General features: G+C 38.4%; 12 protein-coding genes. 2 read left to right on the top strand and 10 right to left on the bottom strand.

Features of this window, described 5'->3' with window-relative positions:
• The first annotated feature begins 19 nt into the window (after window positions 1–19).
• Entirely contained in the window at window positions 20–1,627 is a 1,608-nt protein-coding gene (locus tag OQZ33_RS21015; RefSeq protein ID WP_265801392.1) for a family 43 glycosylhydrolase, read from the top strand.
• Between the two features lie 151 nt (window positions 1,628–1,778).
• The gene (locus tag OQZ33_RS21010; protein ID WP_265801391.1) at window positions 1,779–4,133 is read left to right on the top strand and encodes a glycosyl hydrolase 115 family protein; all 2,355 of its coding nucleotides are present in this window, start codon (window positions 1,779–1,781) and stop codon (window positions 4,131–4,133) included.
• Window positions 4,134–4,144: 11 nt separating this feature from the next.
• Here the strand turns inward: OQZ33_RS21010 and OQZ33_RS21005 are convergent, their stop codons facing one another.
• The 10 genes from OQZ33_RS21005 to OQZ33_RS20960 all read right to left on the bottom strand — a co-directional run bounded on the left by OQZ33_RS21005 (window position 4,145) and on the right by OQZ33_RS20960 (window position 24,968).
• On the bottom strand, window positions 4,145–5,395 hold the full coding sequence (locus OQZ33_RS21005; protein ID WP_265801390.1) for a glycoside hydrolase family 28 protein: 1,251 nt from the start codon (window positions 5,393–5,395) through the stop codon (window positions 4,145–4,147).
• A gap of 125 nt (window positions 5,396–5,520) precedes the next feature.
• Complete coding sequence (locus OQZ33_RS21000) at window positions 5,521–5,976, bottom strand: hypothetical protein (RefSeq protein ID WP_265801389.1); 456 nt, start codon at window positions 5,974–5,976, stop codon at window positions 5,521–5,523.
• A gap of 488 nt (window positions 5,977–6,464) precedes the next feature.
• A complete protein-coding gene (locus tag OQZ33_RS20995; protein WP_265801387.1) occupies window positions 6,465–8,210 on the bottom strand; it encodes a RagB/SusD family nutrient uptake outer membrane protein in 1,746 nt (581 codons plus the stop codon).
• A 24-nt stretch (window positions 8,211–8,234) separates the two neighbouring features.
• Window positions 8,235–11,492: a SusC/RagA family TonB-linked outer membrane protein gene (locus OQZ33_RS20990; protein ID WP_265801385.1), complete on the bottom strand. Its 3,258-nt coding sequence runs from the start codon at window positions 11,490–11,492 to the stop codon at window positions 8,235–8,237.
• A 19-nt stretch (window positions 11,493–11,511) separates the two neighbouring features.
• On the bottom strand, window positions 11,512–12,954 hold the full coding sequence (locus tag OQZ33_RS20985; RefSeq protein WP_265801383.1) for a fasciclin domain-containing protein: 1,443 nt from the start codon (window positions 12,952–12,954) through the stop codon (window positions 11,512–11,514).
• A 60-nt stretch (window positions 12,955–13,014) separates the two neighbouring features.
• Entirely contained in the window at window positions 13,015–14,826 is a 1,812-nt protein-coding gene (locus OQZ33_RS20980; protein ID WP_265801381.1) for a fasciclin domain-containing protein, read from the bottom strand.
• 4 nt (window positions 14,827–14,830) lie between these two features.
• Window positions 14,831–16,306, bottom strand: a complete 1,476-nt coding sequence (locus OQZ33_RS20975; protein ID WP_265801379.1) for a RagB/SusD family nutrient uptake outer membrane protein — start codon at window positions 16,304–16,306, stop codon at window positions 14,831–14,833.
• Between the two features lie 10 nt (window positions 16,307–16,316).
• Window positions 16,317–19,610: a SusC/RagA family TonB-linked outer membrane protein gene (locus OQZ33_RS20970; RefSeq protein ID WP_265801377.1), complete on the bottom strand. Its 3,294-nt coding sequence runs from the start codon at window positions 19,608–19,610 to the stop codon at window positions 16,317–16,319.
• 5 nt (window positions 19,611–19,615) lie between these two features.
• A complete protein-coding gene (locus OQZ33_RS20965; protein ID WP_265801376.1) occupies window positions 19,616–21,841 on the bottom strand; it encodes a fasciclin domain-containing protein in 2,226 nt (741 codons plus the stop codon).
• A 355-nt stretch (window positions 21,842–22,196) separates the two neighbouring features.
• Complete coding sequence (locus OQZ33_RS20960; protein ID WP_265801374.1) at window positions 22,197–24,968, bottom strand: glycosyl hydrolase; 2,772 nt, start codon at window positions 24,966–24,968, stop codon at window positions 22,197–22,199.
• Window positions 24,969–24,970 lie beyond the last annotated feature (2 nt).

Genomic DNA, 24,970 nt, shown 5'->3' with positions numbered 1-24,970 from the left:
AAAGTCAATTGAACATTAAATGAGTAAAATAAAAAATCATTTCAAATTACCTGTTCTACTCCTTACATTTTTGCTTTTGTTTACCGCTGTAAATAATTTACAAGCACAGTTTGCAAACATCAAAAATGATAATTTTTGGAAAGCGAAAGATGGCCAGCCTATTTATAGCCAGGGCGGTGGTATTTTTCAGTTTACCGATCCAAAATCTGGCACTAAAAAGTATTTCTGGTATGGGGTCAAATATGCCGAAGCCGAACTTTACCTAAACAATCTATCAGTTACCTATCCAAATGCAACATTCGAATCCGTTACTTGCTATAGTTCTAATGATTTGGTGAACTGGACTAGCGAAGGTAACGTTTTAACTAAAGGTGAAATTAGCAGAATACCTAAAACCTGGGTTGGTAGATTAGGGGTAGCCTATATTGCAGCACTGAAAAAGTACGCCATGTTTGTTCAGCATGGTAATCAGGTGCTCATTACTACATCTGATACTCCGAATGGTGCCTTTACCTGGCATCAGCGAATAAACATGGAGCCAATGATTGGAACCAGTAATACTGGCGACCAAACAGTTTTTAACGATGAAGATACTGGAAAATCATATTTGGTTTATTCTTATGGTCGCGGTCGCAATAAAATTTATCTTTCAGAAATCGGAGTAAAAAACGGCAAAGTAAACCTATTGGATTGTGTAGAAATTTTCAAGGGTGAGAGCCGTGAGGGCAATTGCATGTTCAAATTTGGAGGGAAATATTACATGTATGCTTCAAATATTTATGGATGGGATGGCTCGCTGGCTTACTATCTAGTGGCCGATAACATCAGTGGACCGTATTTACCTACCAATAAAATGCTGGTTACGAACGGAAGTGCTGATGATTATGCACACATTTCACAAACAGGTTTCTTCGTTAATGTTAAGGGTTCAAAAACAGAAACTGTTATTTTTTGTGGTGATCGCTGGGCTGATTTCGCTGGAAATGGATTGGGTTATAATCAATGGTGTCCACTGTCTTTTGAAGGAAAAACACCGTATTTCAATTCGCTTAACTCATGGAATCTCAATATTGAAACTGGCGCCTGGAAAGTTGCTGACGATAATGACTTTGTTAAAAATGGTAGCTTTGAAGCAGATAGAAAGCGAATTCCAAGTGTGGTTAAGCCAGTTCAAATGCAATTAACAGGTTGGAAAACCGCTGTCATTAAAGGAAATCAAATTAGCTTGGATAGTTTAACCTCACCGACGTTAAATCATTTCAACAGCACAGCCGAAAGAAAAATTGTTATTGGCGAGAAGAGTTTAAATGTTAGCGATAAAGTAAATTTCGAAAGAAAAATTAATCAAATTATTACCTCAACTACCCGAGTTAAACTGGTTGATGGGCGCTATAAATTAACCGCAAAAATAAAAAACAATGGCCGATTTAAGAATTTGGAAATGTATGCTGTAAGCGGAGGCAAAAGGCTCAGTCACCATTTTGAAAAAGAAAACAATAATTGGAATACTATTATGCTGGAGAATATTGATATCACCGAAGGGAAAGCTGAAATTGGCTTTTTAGCCGAGGGAATGGCTGATGCCAGCTGCTTTATAGATGATGTTTCTTTAATTAAAAGTAAATAAAACTGATGCGCAAATGCAAACTTTTGAGTATTCTATGGAGCTAACTATGTGTTTTGAGAATGGGCATATCAATTGGTTTAAAGCAACATCTGTCTAAGGCAGCTCAGCAAATAATATCTCCCTATCAAAAATGATTATCAAGTAATAAAAGATGAATTTTAAACTACTACTCCTGCTGATTGTTTTCTTTGCAGCACCCCAGCTCCTATTCGCCGACTTTATCTTTCGCAAGGGGAAGAATATGGAAATTTCATTGCCTGGCGGAGAAGAAGATGTAGTACGAACGGCAGTTGATATCTTTTCAAGAGATTTTAGCGCTGTTTTCAGTGCAAATTTACTAAAAGGTTCAAACGCACAAATTATAGCCGGCACCCTTGGAAATCATTCCCTTGCAGAAAAACTGATTGACCAGGAATCTTTGGCAAAGCTGAAAATTCATCCTGAAGGTTATGCTTTATGGGTAGAAAATGATAAAATGTACATCTTAGGTAGCGACAAAAGAGGTACCGCCTATGGCATACTCGAATTATCTCGTCGCATCGGCGTTTCACCCTGGGAATGGTGGGCAGATGCGGTCATCGCCAGGAAAAATTCACTAAGCTTTAAAAACGGTTTTCAATTATTAGAACATCCATCGGTGGCATATCGTGGCATATTTATCAACGATGAAGATTTTGGTTTGATGCCCTGGAGTTCCCGCACTTTCGAACCTTCGAAAATTAAAGGGCAAATAGGTCCAAAAACACATGCCCGAATTTTTGAACTGCTGTTGCGTTTAAGGGCAAATGCTTTTTGGCCAGCCATGCACGAAGTTTCTGTAGCTTTCTTTCAAACGCCTGGCAATAGAGAAATGGCAGATAAATATGGACTTGTTGTCGGTTCATCACATTGTGAACCGATGATGAGGAGTGCCAATACAGAATGGAAAATTGATGGTAAAGGCAATTATGATTATGTAAATAACCGTGAAAATGTGTTGCGCTTTTGGGAAACCCGAGTGAAGGACCTTAAAAACTCTGACAACATTTACACCTTGGGAATTAGAGGGATTCATGATGGAAAAATGCAAGGGGCAAATACCTTAAAGGAACAATTTGATGCCATCACCTCGATAATTGCAGATCAACGCAGCATGATCAGTGAAAATTTAAATCCTGATTTGACTAAAGTTCCTCAGGTTTTTATTCCTTACAAAGAGGTTCTAGATGTGTATAACATGGGCCTTAAAGTGCCTGATGATGTGACTTTGATGTGGACAGATGATAATTATGGCTATATCCGCCATTTCCCTACCGAAGCAGAGCGGAACCGCAAAGGCGGAAATGGGATTTACTACCACATTTCTTATTGGGGTCGCCCGCATGATTACCTTTGGCTATCTACCAATCATCCTGCACAAATTTATACGCAAATGAAGCTTGCTTATGGTAAAGGTGCTAAAGACATGTGGATCCTAAACGTTGGTGATATTAAGCCGGGGGAATATTTAACCGAACTATTCTTGGATATGGCTTGGAATATCGATTCTATTGAAGATAATAAGAAAGGATTGGATCAACATTTGAAAACATGGCTTACAAGAGAGTTTGGCCAGCAATATGCTGCTGATTTGCTCGCCGTAATGAATGAATATTATCGCTTAGCCTATATCCGAAAACCCGAATTTATGGGCAACACCCGAACCGAGGAAACCGACCCGAAATTTAAAGAAGTTGTAGATTTACCCTGGAGCGAGCAGGAAATAAAAAACCGTATCGCCGATTATGATAAAATTGCGGAAAAAGTAATCCAGCTTTCTAAAGCTATACCAGCCGACAAGCAAAATGCCTGGTTTGAATTAATTGAATATCCAGTACGTGGAGCAGCCGAGTTAAACAAAAAGCTGCTATATGCGCAACTTGCCAGACATGGCCGTGCGAATTGGTCGCAAAGCGATGCCGCTTATGATTCCATTGAGAAACTCACCACTAAGTATTCGACTTTGGCGAATGGAAAATGGAAAAACATGATGGATTCCAAACCCAGAAAGCTTGCAGTTTTTCAAAAATTACCGCAAGTAAAGTCGGCGACTCCGCTTAAAACCTTCCAATCCCCATTTGCAACATTCAACGGAAATCAATTTGTGAAATTCGGAGGCACAAAACCTGTGTCACATGGCTTAGGCTATCAAAGTGGAGCGGTATCTATTAAAAAAGGAGATCACGTAGTTTATGAATTTAATACTCCTACGACAGATTCGATAAGGGTTGAAGTAGCGCTTGCTCCGAATTTACCGGTGGAAGGAAAATTGATTCGGTTTGAAATCAAAATTGATGATCAAGCCACAAAAGTTGTGGATTACCATACCAGCGACCGAAATGAAGAATGGAAAATCAATGTTTTAACCAATGAAGCCAAACGTATGATTGTGACCAACTTGAATAATAAACAACGCAAACACTCCATTACCGTTAAAGCATTGGATGAGAACGTTGTTTTGGATCAAATAAAGATTTATAAGCTATAGATTAAAAATAATTACTTTTTCACCACCAATGGTTCACCATTCACAATAACATTTTCGTATTTAACATCATCATACTTATTTTTAAGTACCGGATTTTTAGTAGTGATCTGTAAATTTTGAAAGGTAAAACCAGAAAGTTTGTCCAGGGGATTGCCGTTCATTTCACCAAATTTGTTGGCTTCTACTTTGATGTTGCTCATTTTGATATTCCTAATGGTTCCAAAAGGTTGTTCAGTGCTGCCTGCTAAATCAAAGAACTGCTTCCAGGGATTGAGGCTAATTACCGAACCGCATTTGCCGGTTATATTGTCAATGGTAATGTTTTCATAAATTTGAAAAGTATCACCTCTCATCTTCAAGTTCAAAATCGGACAATTATTTTCCATTACGCAGTTGCGAAGGATGATGTTGTTGGCGTGTACACATTCACTGCCCAAGGTGAGCACCGCGTGTGAGTTTCCAAAAGTGCAGTTTTCAATTAATACATCTTCTACCGTTCCGTTTTCTGGCAGCTGATGAGCGGTTGGTCCTTTACCTCCTTTGATAGCAATAGCGTCATCATTTACAGAGATATAGCAATTTCTGATGACCACGTTTTTGCATACGTCAAGGTCAATTCCATCTGTGCTTGGTGCAGGAACGGGTTGATATGGCGATCGGATATCAGTATTTTCTACTAAAATGTTATTGCATTTGTAGAAATGTGTTGTCCAAAAGCCGGCATTGCGAAGTTTAATATTTTGAATTTTGACATTGTCACTCCCCCAAATAAAAATTAATCTAGGCCTGCTCACTTCCAAATTGGTACTTTCCTTTCCAATTTTGCGAAGCGAATCACGATGCGACCAAAAAGTTTTCCAAAATTTTAATCCATTGCCATTAATGGTTCCAGGCCCTTCGATACTGAAATCGTTAACTTGATACGCATTTACAACTGCAGCAAAATATTTCAGGCTTCTCCCTTCCATTCTCGATGGGATAAAAGGATAATTTTTAATATCATCTGACCCTTTTAGTACCGCACCTTCTTTTAAAACCAATTTTGTTTTCTTTTTGAAAAACAAAGCACCAGTCAAGAAAGTGCCTTTAGGTATCACAATCTTTCCTCCACCTCTTGAGGCCGCTAGATCGATTACTTTTTGTATGGCTTTGGTTTGAACGATGTTGCTATCGGCTTTTACGCCAAACTTCGTGATGTCGTATTCTTGCGCATTAAGCTTTAACGCAGTGATGAAAAGGATAACGGCTATTAAATATTTCATATTTGGTTAGCGATCAACATTAAATCGACCCATTTCAAATATCAATAAATGGGCAACGAATTGCGTCCTGTAGTATCCTGCCATTTGAAGAATGGGAAACCTAGGCTAAACGACTTATCACCTAACTATGGTTCTCTGCTTAAATATATAGTCTTTACACCCTTGGCAGCTACCTGATTTTTCCCATAAGTGAGTTGAGCCTTATCATTAATTTGTGCGGAAATGACCATCGCATTGCTCGACTGCTCATCAACTATCCAGTTATTGAAGGTGGCAATGACAGCACTTTCAATGATAAGCATTCTTGTACCAACCGTATTGAGCACTTTATAATTTGATGTTCTAACATCGGCATTGATATCGTTGGATAATTTAATTTGACTTTGATCAAAAGTCCAATAAGTTTTAATGGCGTCTGCAACGGAATGGCTAACCACTTCTCCAGAAGAATTATAGAGGATGATATCGTAGCCGCCGGTTGACCATTTTCCTTTTATTGTTTCGGTAGTAGTTTCATTGTTGTCTTTTTTACAGGAAAAGAAGCAACAAATCATTATAATGGCTAGAAAAGTATTTCTCATATCATTTTGGATGAATGTTAAAGATAAATATTCTTAATAAAACCACAAAGCTTTCATTTAAAAGCGATTAGATAATTAGCAGAACGATTGATTTTTTTATAAAACCTTTAAAAACAGAAAAGGACAATCCATCCGGAACTGTCCCCTTTTCTAACCAAATATATACCTGTTATGAGTCAGGTAATTTTTTATGTTTGCAGCCTCTACGACTGAAATTATCTTGTATATAACGTGATGCAGTTATGCTCTTTATTTCCAGAAATTCATATTTAAAAATTTAAACCAGATGAGTACGGTTGGTTTGCTTTTGATGAATATTTGGTTAAAGAGCTTTGCTTATTTTCAGAATTTTCATTCACTTTAAAGCAAGTTTAAAACGTTAAACAAATCTAAGTTATTTTTTACTAATAAATATATTATTTATATAAAAAATTTTCAGTTTAAAAACCTTCATTATTGATAAAGGTTTCTAAATTGAATTTGCCTGTTTATTTCCATTCAAATGGTAAAATCCAATTTTTAGGATTTAGTAGTTTGGCTCTAGCGGTGCTAGCTGTTGGATCGCCATCTTTTAAAAGCTTTTGGTAAACCCTTTCTGCTAAAAAAGCAGGGTTATTCTGGCGTCGGGCTATGCGCACTAAATCTGGCCAGCGATTGCCTTCGAAAGCCAATTCTAAAGCACCTTCATCAATTAGCTTTCCTTCTAAACCAATCATATCGCTTTGCAAACTGGCATCAAGCGGAGTTAGGCCAGCACGGTTACGAATACCTGTATTACGGTACCAAGGGCTTTTATAATCATTATTGTTTCTGGCATCCAGATAGTACGGTGCCGGATAAGGCGTTTGCATCGTGTTGATTTCATCAAATGACACTGGCGTAGGTGCTCCAGCTGATGAACGTGTACCAGTATAAAAAGTATTGGCAATACCAATGTTTAATAAAGCCCAACCCAGTTTGCTCTTACCATCACGATTAGCCGCTTCCGAATAACGTAAATGCAATAATCCAGCACGATAAATACCCCATTTCCCTCCTTTGTTTAGGTTTGTAACTGGGATAATATTATCGGTTAACTTAGTAATTGCCGGCCCAGTAGCAGTTGTTTCATAAGATAGTCTACCTCTCGCATCGTAAGGAATACCACTGTTCTGTCTTTGCGCATCCCAATTATCAATAGCGGCTTTTGACGGTTTGATCAAATATTTACCATATAATGGCGAACATAACTCGATCATTGGATTACCTGGTTTGAAGCTTGAGCTATAAGGGATACCCCACAAAAACTCTCTATCCCAAACTCTACCCGTATTTGGTGCAGAAAACATTGTTTTCCAACCTTGATCATATAGTAAAGTACTTTCATCTTGATATCGTCCATACCTTACGGCCTGGTCATTATTTTCCGAGCCCAAGTAATAAACAACCTTATATGCATTGAACAATATATCAATATTGGTATTGTTGTTTTCAATGTTCATTATCTTAATATAATTCTCTGCAGCTTTTAAATAGTTATTGTTCCATAAATATAAATCACCAAGTACAAATGGTTTACAAATAAATATCTTTTGTGTATTGTTTCCATCTATTGTAATCACCAATGGATTTCCAGTTGGATAAGCGTACACTTCCTTGTAAGGTAATTTTTCAGTAAAATCAATCAGTTTTGTTAAAAGCTCCTCAAAAGAAATTCGTGGATATGCCGACAAGTTTTTAATATCCTCTACATTCTCTACCGGAGTTGTAATATATGGAACGCTACCATATTGAATCCCCAACTGCAGATAAATCCAGCTTCTCAATGCGCCAATATCAGAATAATGTTTGTTGTAATCATCCACACTCATTCGGAAGTCGTCCCGCATCAATTGGAAATTTTTCAACGCATCATTACAGTTTAAAATTACTTTGTAATATGGCCTCGGATCGATGTAAGGATTATCTTTTGTAACGCTGTGGTTAGCCAACTGTTTTAAATAAGGATCGGCATTTGCTGTAACGTTTACCAAATCAGCTCTCAATTCATTTTGAAGAATATATGTTTTTTGTAAACCCAGAAACTGCCCATAGATACCGATCACTGCGGCATCGGCATCAGTAGAGTTTCGGTAAGCATTTGATATATCAAGCGTCGCTTCGGGCTCTTCATCTATTATTTTTTTGCAAGACCATGAACCTGTTGCAAGCAGGGCTACTGCTAAAAGGGCAATAACTTTTTTATTAAAATCCATCTTCATCTTTTTATCAATTATCAATTATAAACCAATTCTAACACCCAATTGAACCGATCTGAACTGTGGCTCTAAAGTGGTATCTACACCTTGAGTGAAAATACTTCCAGTAGCGCTAAACTCAGGATCATAGCCCAGGTATTTTGTTAGGGTAAGTAAATTATTTCCGGTGGCATAAATTCTGGCATATTTAATCGCTTTCGTTTTTAAAGGCACGTTGTAGGTTAAATTTACCGAACGTAAACGCAGGTACGAACCATCTTCAATCCAACGATCAGAAAACTGAGCATTGCCCATCGGATCGCCAAAGCTGGCTTTAGGTACGTTGGTAATCTGCCCCTCGCCTCTCCAACGGTTTCTCATAATTTCTGATTGGTTGTAATAAGCATTTCCCGATTCGAGCACCGAGCGCGTGTAGTTGTAAAGGTCGTTTCCTAATACGAAGGAAACCAGTACATCCAGTGTCCAGTTTTTGTATCCAACGGTATTATTGAAACTTCCAAAAAGATCAGGATTTGGGTTTCCAATCACCACTCGATCAGCTCCGTTGATGATTTTATCTCCATTGGTATCGATAAACCTCATATCGCCACCTTTAAAGGGTACGGTTACCCCTGCACTATTTACAATAGATAATCCTGAAGCTGTAGCTTCGGCATCCGTAGCGTAAACACCATTGGTGCGCTGACCGTAAAATAAATTAGCTGTTTCGTCAACTCTTGTTAGGTATGTGCCGTTTGCATAACTCGTAACGATATCGTTTCCATTGGGTAAACTTTGAATTTTATTTCTGTATAGGCCTAGATTAACGCCTAAATCCCATTTTATTTTTTTGTTTACTACACGGGCATTCAAACCAAAATCAAAGCCATTGGTTTGCATACCTCCTTGATTATCAACGTAAGAATCTACACCAGCAATTGAAGTAACCGGAATATAGTTTAGCATTTTACTGGTGGTGTGCACATAATAATCTAAACTCATGCTTAAACGTTCACTAAAAAAGGAACCATCTACTCCAACATTAAACTTGGCTACACGTTCCCACTGGATATTTGGGTTGGCCACATTGCCGCGAACCACACCTTGGAGACCCAATAAATTTTGCGAAACATAGTATTGTCTGTTATTATAGTTTCCGATATCATCATTCCCTACAATGCCATAACTAGCCCGAAGTTTCAGTAGATCTACACCTTTATACCCTTGCATAAAATCTTCTGATGATAAAATCCAGGCACCACTTAAAGCTGGTAAAAGAGCCGTTTTGCCACCAAATAAATTTAATCCATAACCACTTGTACTTGCTGATGTGTTTCCATCACTTCTACCAAAACGCGATGAGGCATCTGCCGCCACAGCCAGGCTTAGAAAGTATTTGTCTTTATAACTATAATCTGTAGTGAAGTAGGTATTTAGAGAACTCCAGTTGCCTATATCTCCACCAAAAAACCGCAGGGCAGCATTACTGTTGCCAATACTAATCAACACATCAGTTGCAGAATTGTAACCTATGGCAAAATCCTGTTCGCTAGCGTTTTTTGAATAACGCGTACCCAAACTCATTTTTAAGTTGTGATCTTTGGCGAATGTTTTGTTGAATGCGAAGCGAAAATCATTAAAAACGTTTGAATAACGAATTACTTGCGAACCCAATTTGCTATCGCCGATGGTGTTTTCTAAAACCTCATTTGTTACACCTTTACGAGGGATAAACAAAGTTTCCTGTGTTTTATCGTATGTTAAGCCGGTTAAGTTAGATATCTTGAAATTTTTATTGAATTCGTAGTTGAACACGATGTTACCAAAGAAACGGTAAGCTTTCTTCTGATTCAATCCCTTTTCTATCAATGCCCTGGGATTACTTACACCCAGTGTATCCGCCTCTGCAAGATTTGGAGAAACTGCGCCGGTAGCACTTATTTCATTTTTGGCAAGAAAAGGTGCTTTTACCAATGATAAAAAAATTGGGTTGGTACGTGGAGCAATCCCCTGGTCTTTTAAGCTTTGCTCCGTATAGCTAAAAGATAAATTTGTACTTGCCTGAAGCTTCTTCGTTAAATTTAAATCACTGTTGAAGCGCATGTGATAGTTTGTGTTATTCGTTGAATCGATAACACTTTTATTTTTCGAGTAACCTGCCGAAAGTGCATATTTAGCGATGTTATCGCCACCACTTACTTTCAGAAAATAGTTCTGATTGAAGCTACGCTTGAAAACTTCTTTTTGCCAATCGGTATTTTGGTGATACATGGCATAAGTTGGGTTGGTGGCTTGATTTGGATCATCGTTCATGTAAGGCAATGCTGCAATAGCACCATTGCTCAAACCACGGCTTTGTAAAATATCAGAAAGATAAGTTCTAAAATCACCTCCATTCATTACCGAAAGTTTTTTTGGCACCAGATTGATACTGCTATAGGCCGCAAAATCTATTTGAGTAGCCAAATCTTTAGCATGGTTGGTGGTAATGATCATTACCCCATTGGCTGCTTTGGTTCCATAAACTGCTGCCGCTGCTGCATCTTTAATTAAGCTCACACTTTCAATATCATGAACATCAATAAACTGTAGCGGATTATTGCGGTGCCCTGCAGTTAAAGACGAACCATAAGAATTGGCGTCGAAAATCATTCCATCAACCACGTACAAAGGCTGATTGGTTGCATAAAGTGAAGTGAAGCCTCTTACAAATAAATCGGCTCCAATTCCAGGGGTTCCTGATCTTCTAATAGAATTTAACCCTGCCATTCTTCCTTGCAAATAACTGTCAGGCGTTTCTGCATTTACTGTCCAGCCACCTTGCGGATTGGCATAAGTAATAGCTGAGGAAGTTCTGGCCAGGTTTTGGGTACCCGATGGCAACACCACCTCTGTAAACACAGAAGCGAAAGAACTCGGGTAAATTTTAATCGTTGCGAGTTTACCTTTGTGAACAGCCAGCAACTTGGTGTGGTAGCCAATATTACTTATGGTGATTGTTGCATTATAATCTGGAACAGTAATCGAGAAGCGACCTTTATCATCGGTTAGTGCACCAGAAAAATCTGTTACGGTTAATTTTACACCGGTAACAGGTTTATTGGTTGCGCCATCTACCACAATGCCGGTTATTTTCTGTCCGACAAGCTTTTTAACTTTCACTTTAACCGTTGTGGTATCGGTGCTGTACTTACTTGTATCTGTTGTGGTGGTATCTGTCTGCGCAAAAACCGCAGTAGCAAACATCATTCCGAACAGGATAAGTGAAATTCTTTTTTTTACGATGGTAAAATTATACATAGTCAATTTATAATTCAGATTATGGAAGAATAGGTTCAAATCTCAAATAATCCAATATGAGCGTACTTACATTTTTAGCTGTGCTAGCGGCACTGGTTAACCTGAGGTCTAATAACCCAAACTGCTTAGGCGTAAATTCGCCCAGGTAAACCTCATCATAATTGAGCGGCGTTACATTATGAGTGGCGAATAAATCGTAAACTGGAACAGTTGGAGTAGAGGTTAATGGGTTGAAAATATGATAGCGTTGTGTAAATGCTGCAACCTGTGCATCGCCTGCGGCACCTGCAACTGCCCGGGCATAAACTTTATATTTCGCCACCGGCACGTTACTTCTTAAGTACCTGATGTAATATTCTGATACGCTGTGGTCATAAACCTCAATATCTTTATATTGAACTCCCTTATTATCTAATTTAGTTCTGTATAGCGTATTTCCATCCCTGTTTATTCTGAAACTAAAAGGAAGTTCTCCCTCAATTTTGAATGTAGGTACTTTATCCTTTAGTCTAAAAGGAAGTGCACTCATTAAATGTACAATTCCGTTACTTGCTTTGTAAGATTTTACTATTGCAGCCATACTGATCGGAATTTTAACGCCTCGTGTTGAAAGCAACGTATCAGGCAATTTATCTGCGGTATATAAACCTTTCACGGTAAAGTCGCTTACTAATCCCAGTTTATCGAAAATAGAATAGTATGGTGTAAGCTTCGCCGTTTCACTATTGAAAGCAGCATCCTGAAGCATAAAAAACGTGTACTGTTGATTTTCGGTTCGAAGATCGGCCACGCTAGTCCAGTACAAATTTCTGGAAACCATTGGTGGATTGGCTGCAAAAATCGGATTACCCGAATTATTATAACCAATGATCACTGCATTAGCGGTATCAATAACCATTGATGAGATATTGCTGATGTAGTTAGTCTGCAGTGGTGCATCGGTACTGCTCAACATATAATCCCATACATTGAGTTTGGTTGGAACAGCTTTATCAATGGTGTATAACGCACCGTTTTTAACAAATTGACCAACACCTGTAACAGCAGCTTCTTCAAATGTGTTGCCTACCAGTGTAGCGAATTTTTTATTGATCAACTGAATGCGTAAAGTATCTGAAGCGGTTTTTGGAGCTACCACCGTAGTTAAAGCAATGTGGTTGGCTACAAAATCTTTTAGCTTTGCCGGATCAGACGAAATTGCAGCATCTAAAGAAGTTAACGCGTCGTTTGTTGGTGCCCAAACCGTATAATTTTGAGATGATGCCAACAGTTTGTCGTAACCTGTACTGCGTACAAAATCACTAAACTTACTTAAATTAGATTGCGCAGATAGTTTCTGAAAAACGTCGATCGTGTTATCAACATTCACAATCTCTGTATGCTCTTCCAATACATCTTTACATGCACTTAGCCAAAAAATGGTACTAAGGAGCAATATGGTGTGAAGTATATTTCTTTTCATTGAGAATTTTCTTTTGGTTAGAATTTGTTTGCCGGAGTGTTGCCACCCCGGCTTAATAAATTATGGGCGGTTAAATACTGTTCCAAAGGTTGAAAAACGTGGATAGTTCTGGTCGGCATCAACAGGAATAAAATGGATCATATCCAAATAGGTTGCATTACTAAGACCGGCGTTGCTAACTACAGTTAGCCTCACCCAATGTCTGTCAGTAGTTTGAATATCAGCTGTGCCCGCAAGTCGGCCAACGAGTTGATCCCATCCAGAACCGTTTATTGAAACTTCTCCCCTTGCTGTACCCTGGAAATCGGCAGTGGTTGCCATGTAACGTTTGTAACCGTTAGTTAACATTAAAGCATCTGCCGATGGTAGAGTAGCCGTTGTTGTACTAATACCTGAAGAGCCCAGGTATTGTCTAAAATCAACCAGATTTGGCAGAATCTGTTCTCCAGGCCTACCCACATCCACACCAACTTGAAATAAGTTTGAATTTCCGTTTTGAGCGTAACATATCCATATTTTATACTTTCCTTTTACCAACATCGGCGTGCGGATATCGATGTATTGAATCCTCGCTGTACTTACTCCCATCGATAAATTGAAAAAATCGTTGTAAGCATATTTACGGGTTGCATTAGGTACGATTACCCTTTCATAATTACTGCCTTGACTTACTTTAGAAAGATCGTTACCGAAAAGCAATCCATTTACCGTAGTTAATCCATTCGCATACAACGGAATGGTTCCGGCAGCGGCGCCTCTCCATTTAGGGTTAATTCTCAAATCTGCATGATCAGAAACATCAAAATAAACGGCAGATTGTACCCTCACTTTTATTGCAAATGGTTTTTTCACTTCATGCGATACGCCATTTGACGCCGTTACATCGCTAAAAGTTCTGTTAAGTTCAACACCAGGTTCTACTACTCCATTGAATTCATCTTCATTCAGCAAAATTTTCTGTCCAGAAAATTTGGTTGTGATCACTTCTTTAGGTGCCAATGTATAAATTGCTGGCGAGCTGATGATATCAGGTGTGTAAGACGGACCTGTAGAAATGTGATAAGCCATGTATAACCATAAACTATCAGCATGATTTTTAGGGTCTCCCGTTTTTGAATATCTGCTTTTAAAACTAGCGTAGCTCGAATATCCTGCAGCTTTCAAAGCAGAGTCTGACTCTAAAATTAAGGTTTGAAAGCGACGTGTGGTATCTTTCGCTGCAGCGCCATCAATGTTTAGTGAATCGTAAAACCCTGTTTCTTTTAAGGCCTGAGTAAAATAGCTGTAACGAGAATTGGCTTCAACACTTTTGGCTAATGTTAAAGTTGCTGGTACAAGTACATGATCTAACACATGGATAATTCCATTGCCTACTCTAATATTCGACTTTGTTAATTTGGCAATCTTATTTACCACGTAACTACTGATCCCGCCTTGGTTAACTGCACCTGTTTGAAGGTATTGACCATACAATGTTATCTGCGGTAACTTGCCATCGGTAAAACGGTTCGTTGCTACAGTATCAGGCAGAATATGAAACTTAATCATATCTCTGGCTTCATCTACCGTTAAATCTGCAACAGCAGCTTTTCCTTTTGCTTTTAGCCATGCTGTTACGGCCACGTTATCTGGTGTAAACAAAGTATATTTTCCGTAAGCACCTAAAAAACCTGTTGTGGCAGATCGGTCCATGATTTGTCTCATCATGGAAAACTGATCGGGATAGCGGTCTAGATATCCTGTAATATTTACATCATCTGTAGTTGTTAAGGTAAGCGATTCTCTTTTACAAGCATTTATAAATACAAATGTAAAAGCTAACACAACCATCATGATGATTGCATTGCGGCCATTTAAATTAATTTTTATCATGCTATTATTTCGTGTAAAATGGATTTTGAACAAGTTGAGGATCAGCAAAAAGCTCTGCCTCATGAATTGGAAAATAGTGACTGTTAACGTCTCTAAACTTAGTAATTGCCGATTGTTGTAATGCTGGATTAACAGTTTGAGCCACTATGTTTAATAAAAGATCAAGTCGTTTGTAATTATCGCGTTTCGCTATGCGAAGAAGATCGTACCAGCGCTTTCCTTCAAATGCAAATTCTCGGGCACGTTCAGCTAAGATATAATCAGATATTGCATCTTTATCGCCAGGATCTACCGTTTGCGAAGTGGCTACTACGGCGCCTCTTTTTAACCTAATTTCTTCAATTAAAGCAAGTGCCTCTGCACCTCTGCTGGTTTCGGCAAGGGCTTCAGCTTTCATTAGCATTAAATCAGAAATACGGTAAACCTGCCAATTGATGAATGTTACGGCATCAGTTCCCCATTTAACAACCGCTAAATCCGAACCACGGTAAAAGGCTTCTTCTCTAATATCATAAAACCTGGTTGGGTCAACATCATCAGGAATAAAAACATCACTTCCCAGGTATGAACTAGCCAAAAATCTTTTAGGAGATCTTCCTAAAGCATTAAACAAAGGACTGCTAACGGATGACTTATTATTGAATTCAAAAACCGTCTCGATTGAACTTCCGTTAAAAAACACGTTGAAATACCACGAAGAGGCTGCTGACTGTAAGGCGAAACGTTGCGAATTAATTACTTTATTACATTCCTGAATGCAGCCTTCGTAATTGTCCATCCAAAGGTAAACATCAGCCAATACTGAATTTACAGTAAATTTGGTCACCCTGCCTTTATCTGTTACCGTATTGCCAAACGTAGTAACTGCCCCAGCTTCAGCTTTTTTTAGATCGTTTACAATTTGAGTTAAAATAGCCGCTGCCGATGTTTTAGGCAAATCCTGTAAATCGGTATCTTTTGTGGTTGCCGTTAATTTTAAAGGCACATCGCGATAGCTTTTCACCAGATAGAAATACATCAGGCTTCTTAACGTTAACACTTCACTTAAATAGGCATTAAGCTGTTCGACACTAAGCGTTGGATCGATTTCACGAACCGATGGCGCATTATCTATAACCGTGTTGCAGAAATTGATGGTGCGGTAAAATGCATTCCAGCGACTCAATGAATTACTTTGCGTGATATTTACATTAAAAATATCAGTTTCATCATTTAAGGCTCCAGGTCCCGGATCAATCATATCGGCTCTTATTTCACCAAAAACGAAAATGTTTTCGATTAAAGATCTCTCATTTACCCCAGGAGGCGGCGCCAGCAAAGACGCGTAGCAACCGGCTACTGCAGCCTGGATATCTTCTTTGGTTTTCCAAAAACCTTGTCTGGTGATGCCATCACGAGGTTGTGTATCTAACCATTTTTTACATGAGCTCGACATGATCAGCACCATGACAACAGCCGCACTATATATAATTTTTTTCATTTTTTGCTGATTAAAAGTTTGCTGTTAAACCTAGGGTGATTGTTTTTATCGGAGGTGTTGTAGAGTTATCTACTACTGTTGAGAAGGTAGATAACTTAACTGGAACCTCGGGATCTTGTCCGGTATATTTGGTGAAGGTTAAAATATTTTCCATCATGATGTTGGCACTTAAACCCCTTACCCCGATACGTCTCAATAAATTTTTGCTGAAATCATATTTTAGGGTAATGCTTCTCAAACGCAAATAAGAACCATCTTCCACATATCTGTCCGATCCTAAAAAGTTATAACCCGTTGCATAAGTGGCTCGAGGAATATCGGTGATATCACCTTCGGCTCTCCATCTGCGTAGCACTGCTGTACTTTGATTATTAAAACCGTACATACTGGTGGTATTTATTTTTGTTCCGTTGATGATTTGATACCCTGTTCTGTAGGTAAAATTGGCACCTAAACGCAGGTTACCGTTAAAAGTGATAGCAGTACCAAAACCACCAGTTAAATTAGGATTACCATTACCTAGATAGACAATATCTTTATAATCAATATTTCCATCGTGATTAATATCCTCATACATGGCATCGCCCGGCTGGAAAACATAATCGATAGATGGATAAGCGAAACGCATAAATATCTGCTGGCCATTCGGACCTACGATCTGATTGCCGTTTTCATCCAAGGCAATTGTTGAATTTTTATCGGCATAAACACCTTTAAATTTAAATCCATAAAATGAACCGAATGGATTATTTTCCTGCAAATAAACCTTGAAAGCGTTATTTGTAGTAATACGAGCGTTATTTTCTCTAGGTACCAATGGTGATATCTCACGAATCATATTCACATTGTGCGAAATGTTAAAATTGACATCAATACGAAGTTTCTTTGATTTTAATGGCGTATAAAACAAACTGAATTCCCATCCCTGGTTATCCATTGTACCCACATTCATATCTACTCCAGAGTAACCATTGTAGGTAGGAATAGCGATGCCATTATAAAATAAATCAGTTGTACGTTTACGGTAAACATCAATATCCATATTTAACGAATTCTTCAATAAAACCACTGTTAAACCGACGTTAGATTGGGTTACTTTTTCCCATCGTAAATCTGATAATTCGATATTAGATGGATATACGCCCGACGATCCTAAGTAACTGAAGCCATAATTCTGGTAAGTATTGAAGTAAGAATAATCGTTTCTTGGAGCATTACCAACAACACCATAACTTGCTCTTAAGGCTAAATTATCGATGTATTTGGTGGTGTTTTTCATAAATGGCTCTCCAGAAATTCTCCAAAGAACAGATGCCGATGGAAATAAACCGTAGCGATTATTAGGTCCGAATTTAGAGTTTCCATCTCCCCTAACTCCACCATTTACAATATACCGGTCCATGAATTTATACTGGGCACTGACTAATAAACCCACCGAACGGCTTTGCGAAAATGAAGAATAGGCAGATCCAGTTTGATTCGTTCTACCATCGATAGAAGGATCGGCTAAAAAGGAAGAAGCTGTGTTGGTTGCAAACATCCCTTGTCCTGTTCTTCTGCTGTCGTTACTGTCAAACCTGGCAAAAGCGATTAAATCATGGTTTTTGCCCAATGTTGGCGTATACGCCAAAGTGATATTGGTAGCCATGGTAAATGAATCACCATCAGAATCTCCGGCATAATTTACCGCAGCTTCAGAGAATGGACGACCTGTGGCTACTTGAGGTAAAAACTTTTTAACTTTTGTATTATTGATATCAGCCTGGAAATTTGCATTTAACCTCAACTTATCAGGGATGATTTGATATTGTAGACTAAATTTAGGAATTATCCGCTCTCCCAACTGCTGATTACTTGCTGCGAGCGCCATAGCCAGTGGATTATAGGTGCCTAACACACGGGAATTTGCAAAATCGTACACAAAGCCGCCCTGTGCGGTTGTAGCCGGACTAAAATAGTTGGAGGTAATATTTCCATATTCGTCATACTCATACACCGCCTGATTGGGCATTTTAGTATAAGCCACATCTCTCACATTTGCATCTCTTGATCCGCTTGGATAAAGATTTTTGTTATCAATGTGTGTGTAAGCGATATCTGCACTGAAACGAATTTTGGTTGATACGGTATAATCTAAATTTACTCTTGCACTTAAACGACCCAAACTCGTTCCAACAGTCGTACCATTTTGGTTAAAATAATTGACTGATGCACGGTATTTTGCTTTTTCACCACCACCAGAGATCGACAAGTTATGATCTTGCAGATAACCAATTCTGGTAATACTTTCTAACCAATTGGTATTATTGCTGTAATTATAGTAATTATAAGGGTCGTTGCGATCGTACTGAAACTGTTTTGCAAAATCTGAAGTGGCAAATTGCCTGCCTGCATTGTAAAACTCTTCTAAAATTAACGATGAATATTGATTACCAGTTAACATCGGTATCGCACTTGGCTGCTTTGAATAAGAACCTTTAAAGTTGTACGACATGTTAGGTGGACCCAAAACACCTCTTTTGGTATTAATTACCAATACGCCATTTGCAGCTCTCGAACCCCAAACCGCAGTTGCAGCAGCATCTTTTAACACGCTGATGTCTTTAATATCAGATGGCGCAATATTTAAAAGTTGGCCATAGTTATTTTCATCTGATGTTGCAAAGTTAAAATCAGATGGGATAGTGATATCGTAAGGCATACCATCTACCACAATTAAAGGATCTACCGCACCATTGATTGAGGATGTACCCCGAATCCTGATCTGCATTGGTGCACCTGGATCTCCACTACTTGCAGCAATATCTAAACCGGCTAATCTACCTTGCAAAGCCTGATCAATTGATGCAGCTTGCATATCTTCCAATTCTTTTGCATTGATGGTACCTACCGCCGAGGTTTGATCTCGTTTGTCGATACTCATACCACTCCCGTTATCCGTTTTTGCTCTCGATACAATTTGAACCTCCTCCATCTGGTTGTCTGCAGATTCTAATTGGAAATTGATCACTGCTTTATCAATGGCAAGAGGTGCAGTAGATTTATAGCCAATGTAAGAAACCATAATCCTATAAGTTTTATCATTAACCGGAAGTGAATAGTTTCCATCAATATCAGTGGAAACGCCTTTCATTACCCTACGGTCTTTATCAACAATAGTTACAGAGGCACCAATAATAGGCTGACGATCTTTTTTATCGATTACTTTCCCCTTCACATAATTGATTTGCTGTGCAGATGCGATAGAAGACAATAGCAAACAGCATAGTAAAATAAAAATACTATATGTATATTTCTTAGTCATGTTGGTTAGAATTGATATTTTAGATAAGAATTGATCTGGTGGATAACTGTTCTATTTGATAGTACGTTACTTCTATCACTAGCACCCAATAGTACATTCACTGTTGCACCGGTTACATCACGCAAGGAAAGTGTTGTAGTGGTATTCATCACCACATTTATTTTTGTTGCATCGCCAGAATCACTTTTGAGAAGCGTTTCAAATTCACCTGTTTTTTGGCCATCACTTACTACAGTACTTTTATTGATGAAGTGGTACTGAATAAACTTATTGATCAGTGTAACAGAAGCACCATCGGTAGCGGTGAAATTCGGAACGCCCGTAGTCACATTACCTGGCAGCAAACCATCTTTTACAGCATTAACAATAGCTTCATTTATTGGAATAAATACGGTATAACTTACTCCATCAGTTATTCCTGATATTGCACCAGTTGTTTTGTTATAAAGGGTAGCATTATTAAACAAAAACTGAAAGAAATTATAGTATGGGTCGGTAGCTAAAGTACCGTATCTTTCGATGTGTTTGCCAACATTTAACGCTGTATACGTTAATGCCTCTTTGCCATAAACTACAGCACCATTTAAAGGTGTAGTGTTAATAGAATCAACAGGAATAGTCTGTTTTGAAACCGCCACACTGTCTTGGGTACCTGCCGATAATAAGGTGTTGCGGTTATATTTGATGTATTCTCCATTGGACGTTTCCAAAATACCAGACCCAGCTCTAAAATCAGGAATGGCCCTATTGCCTAGTGGAATAATATGTGTTTGCAAAATGCGTCTTAGCGCCTGCAAATCTCCACGAATCGGCTGGCTTACGTAAAATGGTTCGTAAGTGAAGCCCATTTTCTTCAAAGTAACATCAGGGATTGGAATAATTACATATCTAATTGATTGTGTTTTAAGCGGAATGGTTAAGTTAAAATACAACAATGCCTGTTTCATGATATTATAATCAGGATCGAGATTTACATTGCCATAAATTGTAGAAAATACGTTAGCATCCTGGCTTTTGTTAGAACCATAGAAAAATCCATTACTTAATACTTGTTTATCGATAATATCGGTAGTGCTTTGCTTGGTTATATCACCCAAAACATTTTGAGTAATGGCAAATTTAGCTGGCCATAAAGTAGTGTTGTAAAGATGAGAATTGACATAATCGCGAATTAAATCTGGCGCAACAACATAAAGTTCATTCAAATTATTTACGCCTTTTTTCCTCCAGTATTTTAATAATACGTTTTTTGCATAAGCATCAACAGCAGCATTTGTAGGTGCAATTACGCTGTAAGAACCTTGCTGAGCATCATTGGCATCTACCTTCAAAAAGTTTTCGTTATTTGGCGAGAAACCTAATAGTGTGCTATAACTCTTCACATATACATTGGCTGCTTTCCCGGTTAATACCTCGTAGCGATGCGATATATCTGCGTTTAAGCCGTACGTTACAAATTTATCTAACAAACTTTTGAAAGTACTGTATTCTGGTTTAGATTCAACATACTGATCAATGCTTAATGGTGGCGTTAAAACGCGGTCGATCACGTGAATGACGCCGTTTTCTGCAATGATATTTTGTTGATCGCCTAAAATATGAGCGGGACCAACATTACTGCCATTGTAAGCAATGTTAGGATAGAAAAAATTATAATCTGCGGCAGATAAACCAGAGAAAGCCATAAATGGCGCTAAGAAGTAGGTTATACTTTTATTGTTAAAATCGCCTGCGAAGTAAATTCCATTTCTATTGGTAGCGATGGCCTTGATAGGATTGCCGTTGTTGTCTTTCTCGTCATAGACAAAATCGTAATAAACAGATCTCCTTCTAAATGCGGTATTTTTGATGAAACCTTTTACAGAGAAAAAATCACTCAGTTTTTCCGTTTTTTCTCCATCATAAACCATTGAATAACGGACAATCTTCGAAGCTAAATCTGCAGTAATCTCTGTAAGCGAATTTTCTTGTAGATAAGTTTTAAACGCCTCATCAGTTGGTGCAAAAACTGTCCAAGAACCGGCCGTACTTAAGGTTTCCTTGTAGCCAGCCTTGTCTATACATTCCAAAAATTTGGTAAAAGTGCCCTTTGCCTGGAGCTGTTGATAAATAGGATCGCCTAAATTTTCGGGGCGACCATAAAATTCATCAAACTCTTTCTTCCGGCAACTGCTCAGAATAACAATAAATGTCAAAATGACGATTAAAAATTTTGGTAAAATTTTACTCATAATAATTTTATTGAATGCCAACGGCCATAAAACTAAATTGCAAAACAGTACGCTAAGAAGGATCGGAAAATGTAATGATGAAAACGGAAAAGAGCGTAGAAGTTTATTGCATAGATTCGCTTAACGAACGTTATTTTAAATATTTGGTTAAAGATTATTTGGTTAGTAAACTTGACTAAAGATAAATAGGCTCTAATGTATTTCCATCCTGTACCATCCTGTCATTTATTATGAAATCTTATCATAAATCACCTGCCGAATACCAAAACTTGATATAAATCGATTTAGTTGAATAGCGGAATCTAAATCGAAGCATTAATTCATCAAATTGTTAATAAAAATAAATCTTATTTGATTAAAAATAAGGTGTGATCAAAACCGGGCCAATCAATCCCGACGGCATTACTGACCATGTAGAGGCATCAAAATCCTTATAATTTATGTTTACAAAATTGATTTCGTGGTATTTTCGCCATTCGATTTTTTTAATATCCATATCTCGGATTCGGTTTGCCATTAAATTTACCACTTCGATTTTGATCGTATTACTTCCCTGCTTTAGGTATTTACCTATTCGAGCCTGGAACGGTATACTCCATAAAATTCCCACTTCTTGGCCGTTTATCCAAACCCGGGCACTTTCATTAACCTGATGAAGGTTTATAACATACTCTTTAGCCGTTTTTGCTTTCAAATTAAATTTGGTGGTGTAAACTCCAGTCCCTGAAAACGCATCGAGCTTAGGGTCTTTCAATTTTGTCCAGGAAACCAATTGATTTAGTTTTTGATCCGAGGGAAGTTCTGGTCCTCCTGCGGTAAAGTGTAATGACCATGGCTGGGTAATGGCAATTGGCAGCCCGCTTTTATTCAAATACCTCCAGGAAATATTGTCTGATTGATTTTTGGACATATTAAGAAATAGCGCCTCTCCTGATTTAATCTGCACACGAACATTTTTTCCCTTCATTGCAGCTGAGCCAATAAGTCCACTTTGTGGATCCAAAATGATAGCTTTTCCATCCGCGTTTATAGGAATCTGGGTATCGATATCTTTAGCCGTATGGTTTACCAAATAGTAATAAGTATCGTTATTCGCTTTTCTTCTGATGAATTGCAAACCCGAATCGGTTAAAGCTTCTCTATTGATTGCAAGATGCGAAAGCGCTTGGGAAATATCAGCTGACAAAAGCACTTTACCCGCACCTAAAGTATAAGTAAGTGAGCCGTTTTTTGAAGGCTTAAACACCATTTTAGACAAAGATGCCTTCAACTCAGTTCTTCTATTTTCAAGGTTAGCTAAACCCGGGACATCTTTAGGCAATTCCTGAAAAAGAACCGTTGCACCATTTTTCGCCAATTGTACGATATTATCCAAAGTTTCAGGACTCATCAAATTACAAGAAGGGATGATCAAAACCTTAAATGGCGAAGCATTTTCTGCGGTACGAAGCACTCCATTTTCTGCTTTAGTTTTGGCCAATATTCTATCTGAGGCGAAATCGAACGAATAACCGGATTTTGAAAGATTTTTAGCCAATTTATAAAAAGCAGTTGGATGTAGCCATTCATCAACATCATGAACCTTTAAAGCCATATCTAGTCCCTTCGCTTTGTTCCAAACATCGTAAACAGGCCAGTAAATCAGCAGTTCATTATCAGATGTACCCGATTGTAAAATAGATTGACAACGAGCTAAGTAATTATTTAATCCTTGGGCATGTGGCCATAAACTGTTATTTGGATTCATTTCAACAGAGGCGTAAAACAGCCAACCCGGCCAAGGCACATTTTCAGGAGAATTTGTGGTACCGTGATAAAAAATATGATTCACTCCAGATAAGAACAGTTGTTCGGCTTCAGGCTTACATTGCGAATAGGAGGTTTTAAAATGTTCGGTAAGCCAGGTGAAAGTTTCAGACGATACTAGTTTTTTCCCACCGGTGTGCGCTGCTGAAGATGCAAATTTACTCATCATCGGATCAGGGTCTACATTTCTAATATCAGCAGAATCTCTTCTCAAACCAGGAATATCGAAGGCACTAGAGCCAAAAGTTTCGGTTTCCGGTATATCAACAGCGCCATACAGATCAAGTAAATTGCCAGGTGAACCATGAGATTGGTTCTTGGTTAATGATTTTAACGCATGCGCCCAGTTGGTCCAATTTTTTGTGAAATTTTCTAGCAGCAATTCATCCATCGTTTCACGATAGTCGGACTTTAAACGAGCAATATTTTCATTTGTTGAATCTTTGCTTACCAAATCTTTTAGGTGCATGGCTAAATCATAACCCCTGTTCTTTTTAAATTGGGTAAAAAAAGTTGGCGTCCAGGTGGCGCCATACACTTCATAACTATCGTTAAAAAACGACCTTACGCCCTGTGGCTTATTGCGAAATGAATCTGTAAAGTGTTTTAAGTAAACATCTACTGAGGGTTTATCGAGGTGATCTAGTGTAAACCCCTCACCGCCAGGAGCAGCACGTTTTACCATTTGGCGGGTTTTACCAGCGAAAGCTGCGTAAATTTGCCAAACGCCCGATTTTGGCGACCAGCTTAAAGTACCATCTTGATTAACAGCAGCAAATAAATCTGCTGTTTCACCATTTGGCCCGTAAGCAGTAACCGCCTGCAACTTTGCGAAATCCTGTTTAGTTTCCTTAACTTTTATTACCTCATTCAGCTTTTCGCCAGCAGTTAGTTTATATTCTTGAACAATTAATTTTGATGCGGCATTTTCTGGCTTTACCTGCGGGCCACCAAAAGGCCAACCTGTTCCAGTATTCATATCTACGCCCATTCCAAGGGAATTAGCTTCCTTAACGGTATATTTTAAAGCGTTTATCCATTGGGGCGAAAGGAACGACAAATATTGCTTTTCATAACCCATGGCACCATAAATCGGCGTAATCTCTACTCCACCCAAACCTGCAGCGGCATATTTTTGCAAAACGATTTTCAGGTTCTTTTCATCTACAGCATTTCCCATCCACCACCATCTGGTCCAGGGTTTCATTTGACTCTCTATTTTAGGCCAGGTTACTGCCTTTTTAGATGCAGACTGAGCATTAGCTATATGGTAAAATAAAATGCTGGTAAAAAGCAGCGAGACGAATCGTTTAGTTTGCATGG

Source organism: Pedobacter sp. MC2016-05, assembly GCF_026239735.1.
GTDB lineage: Bacteria > Bacteroidota > Bacteroidia > Sphingobacteriales > Sphingobacteriaceae > Pedobacter.
The sequence above is the reverse complement of the archived record's forward strand: the minus strand, read 5'-3'. Positions and strand labels throughout refer to the sequence as shown.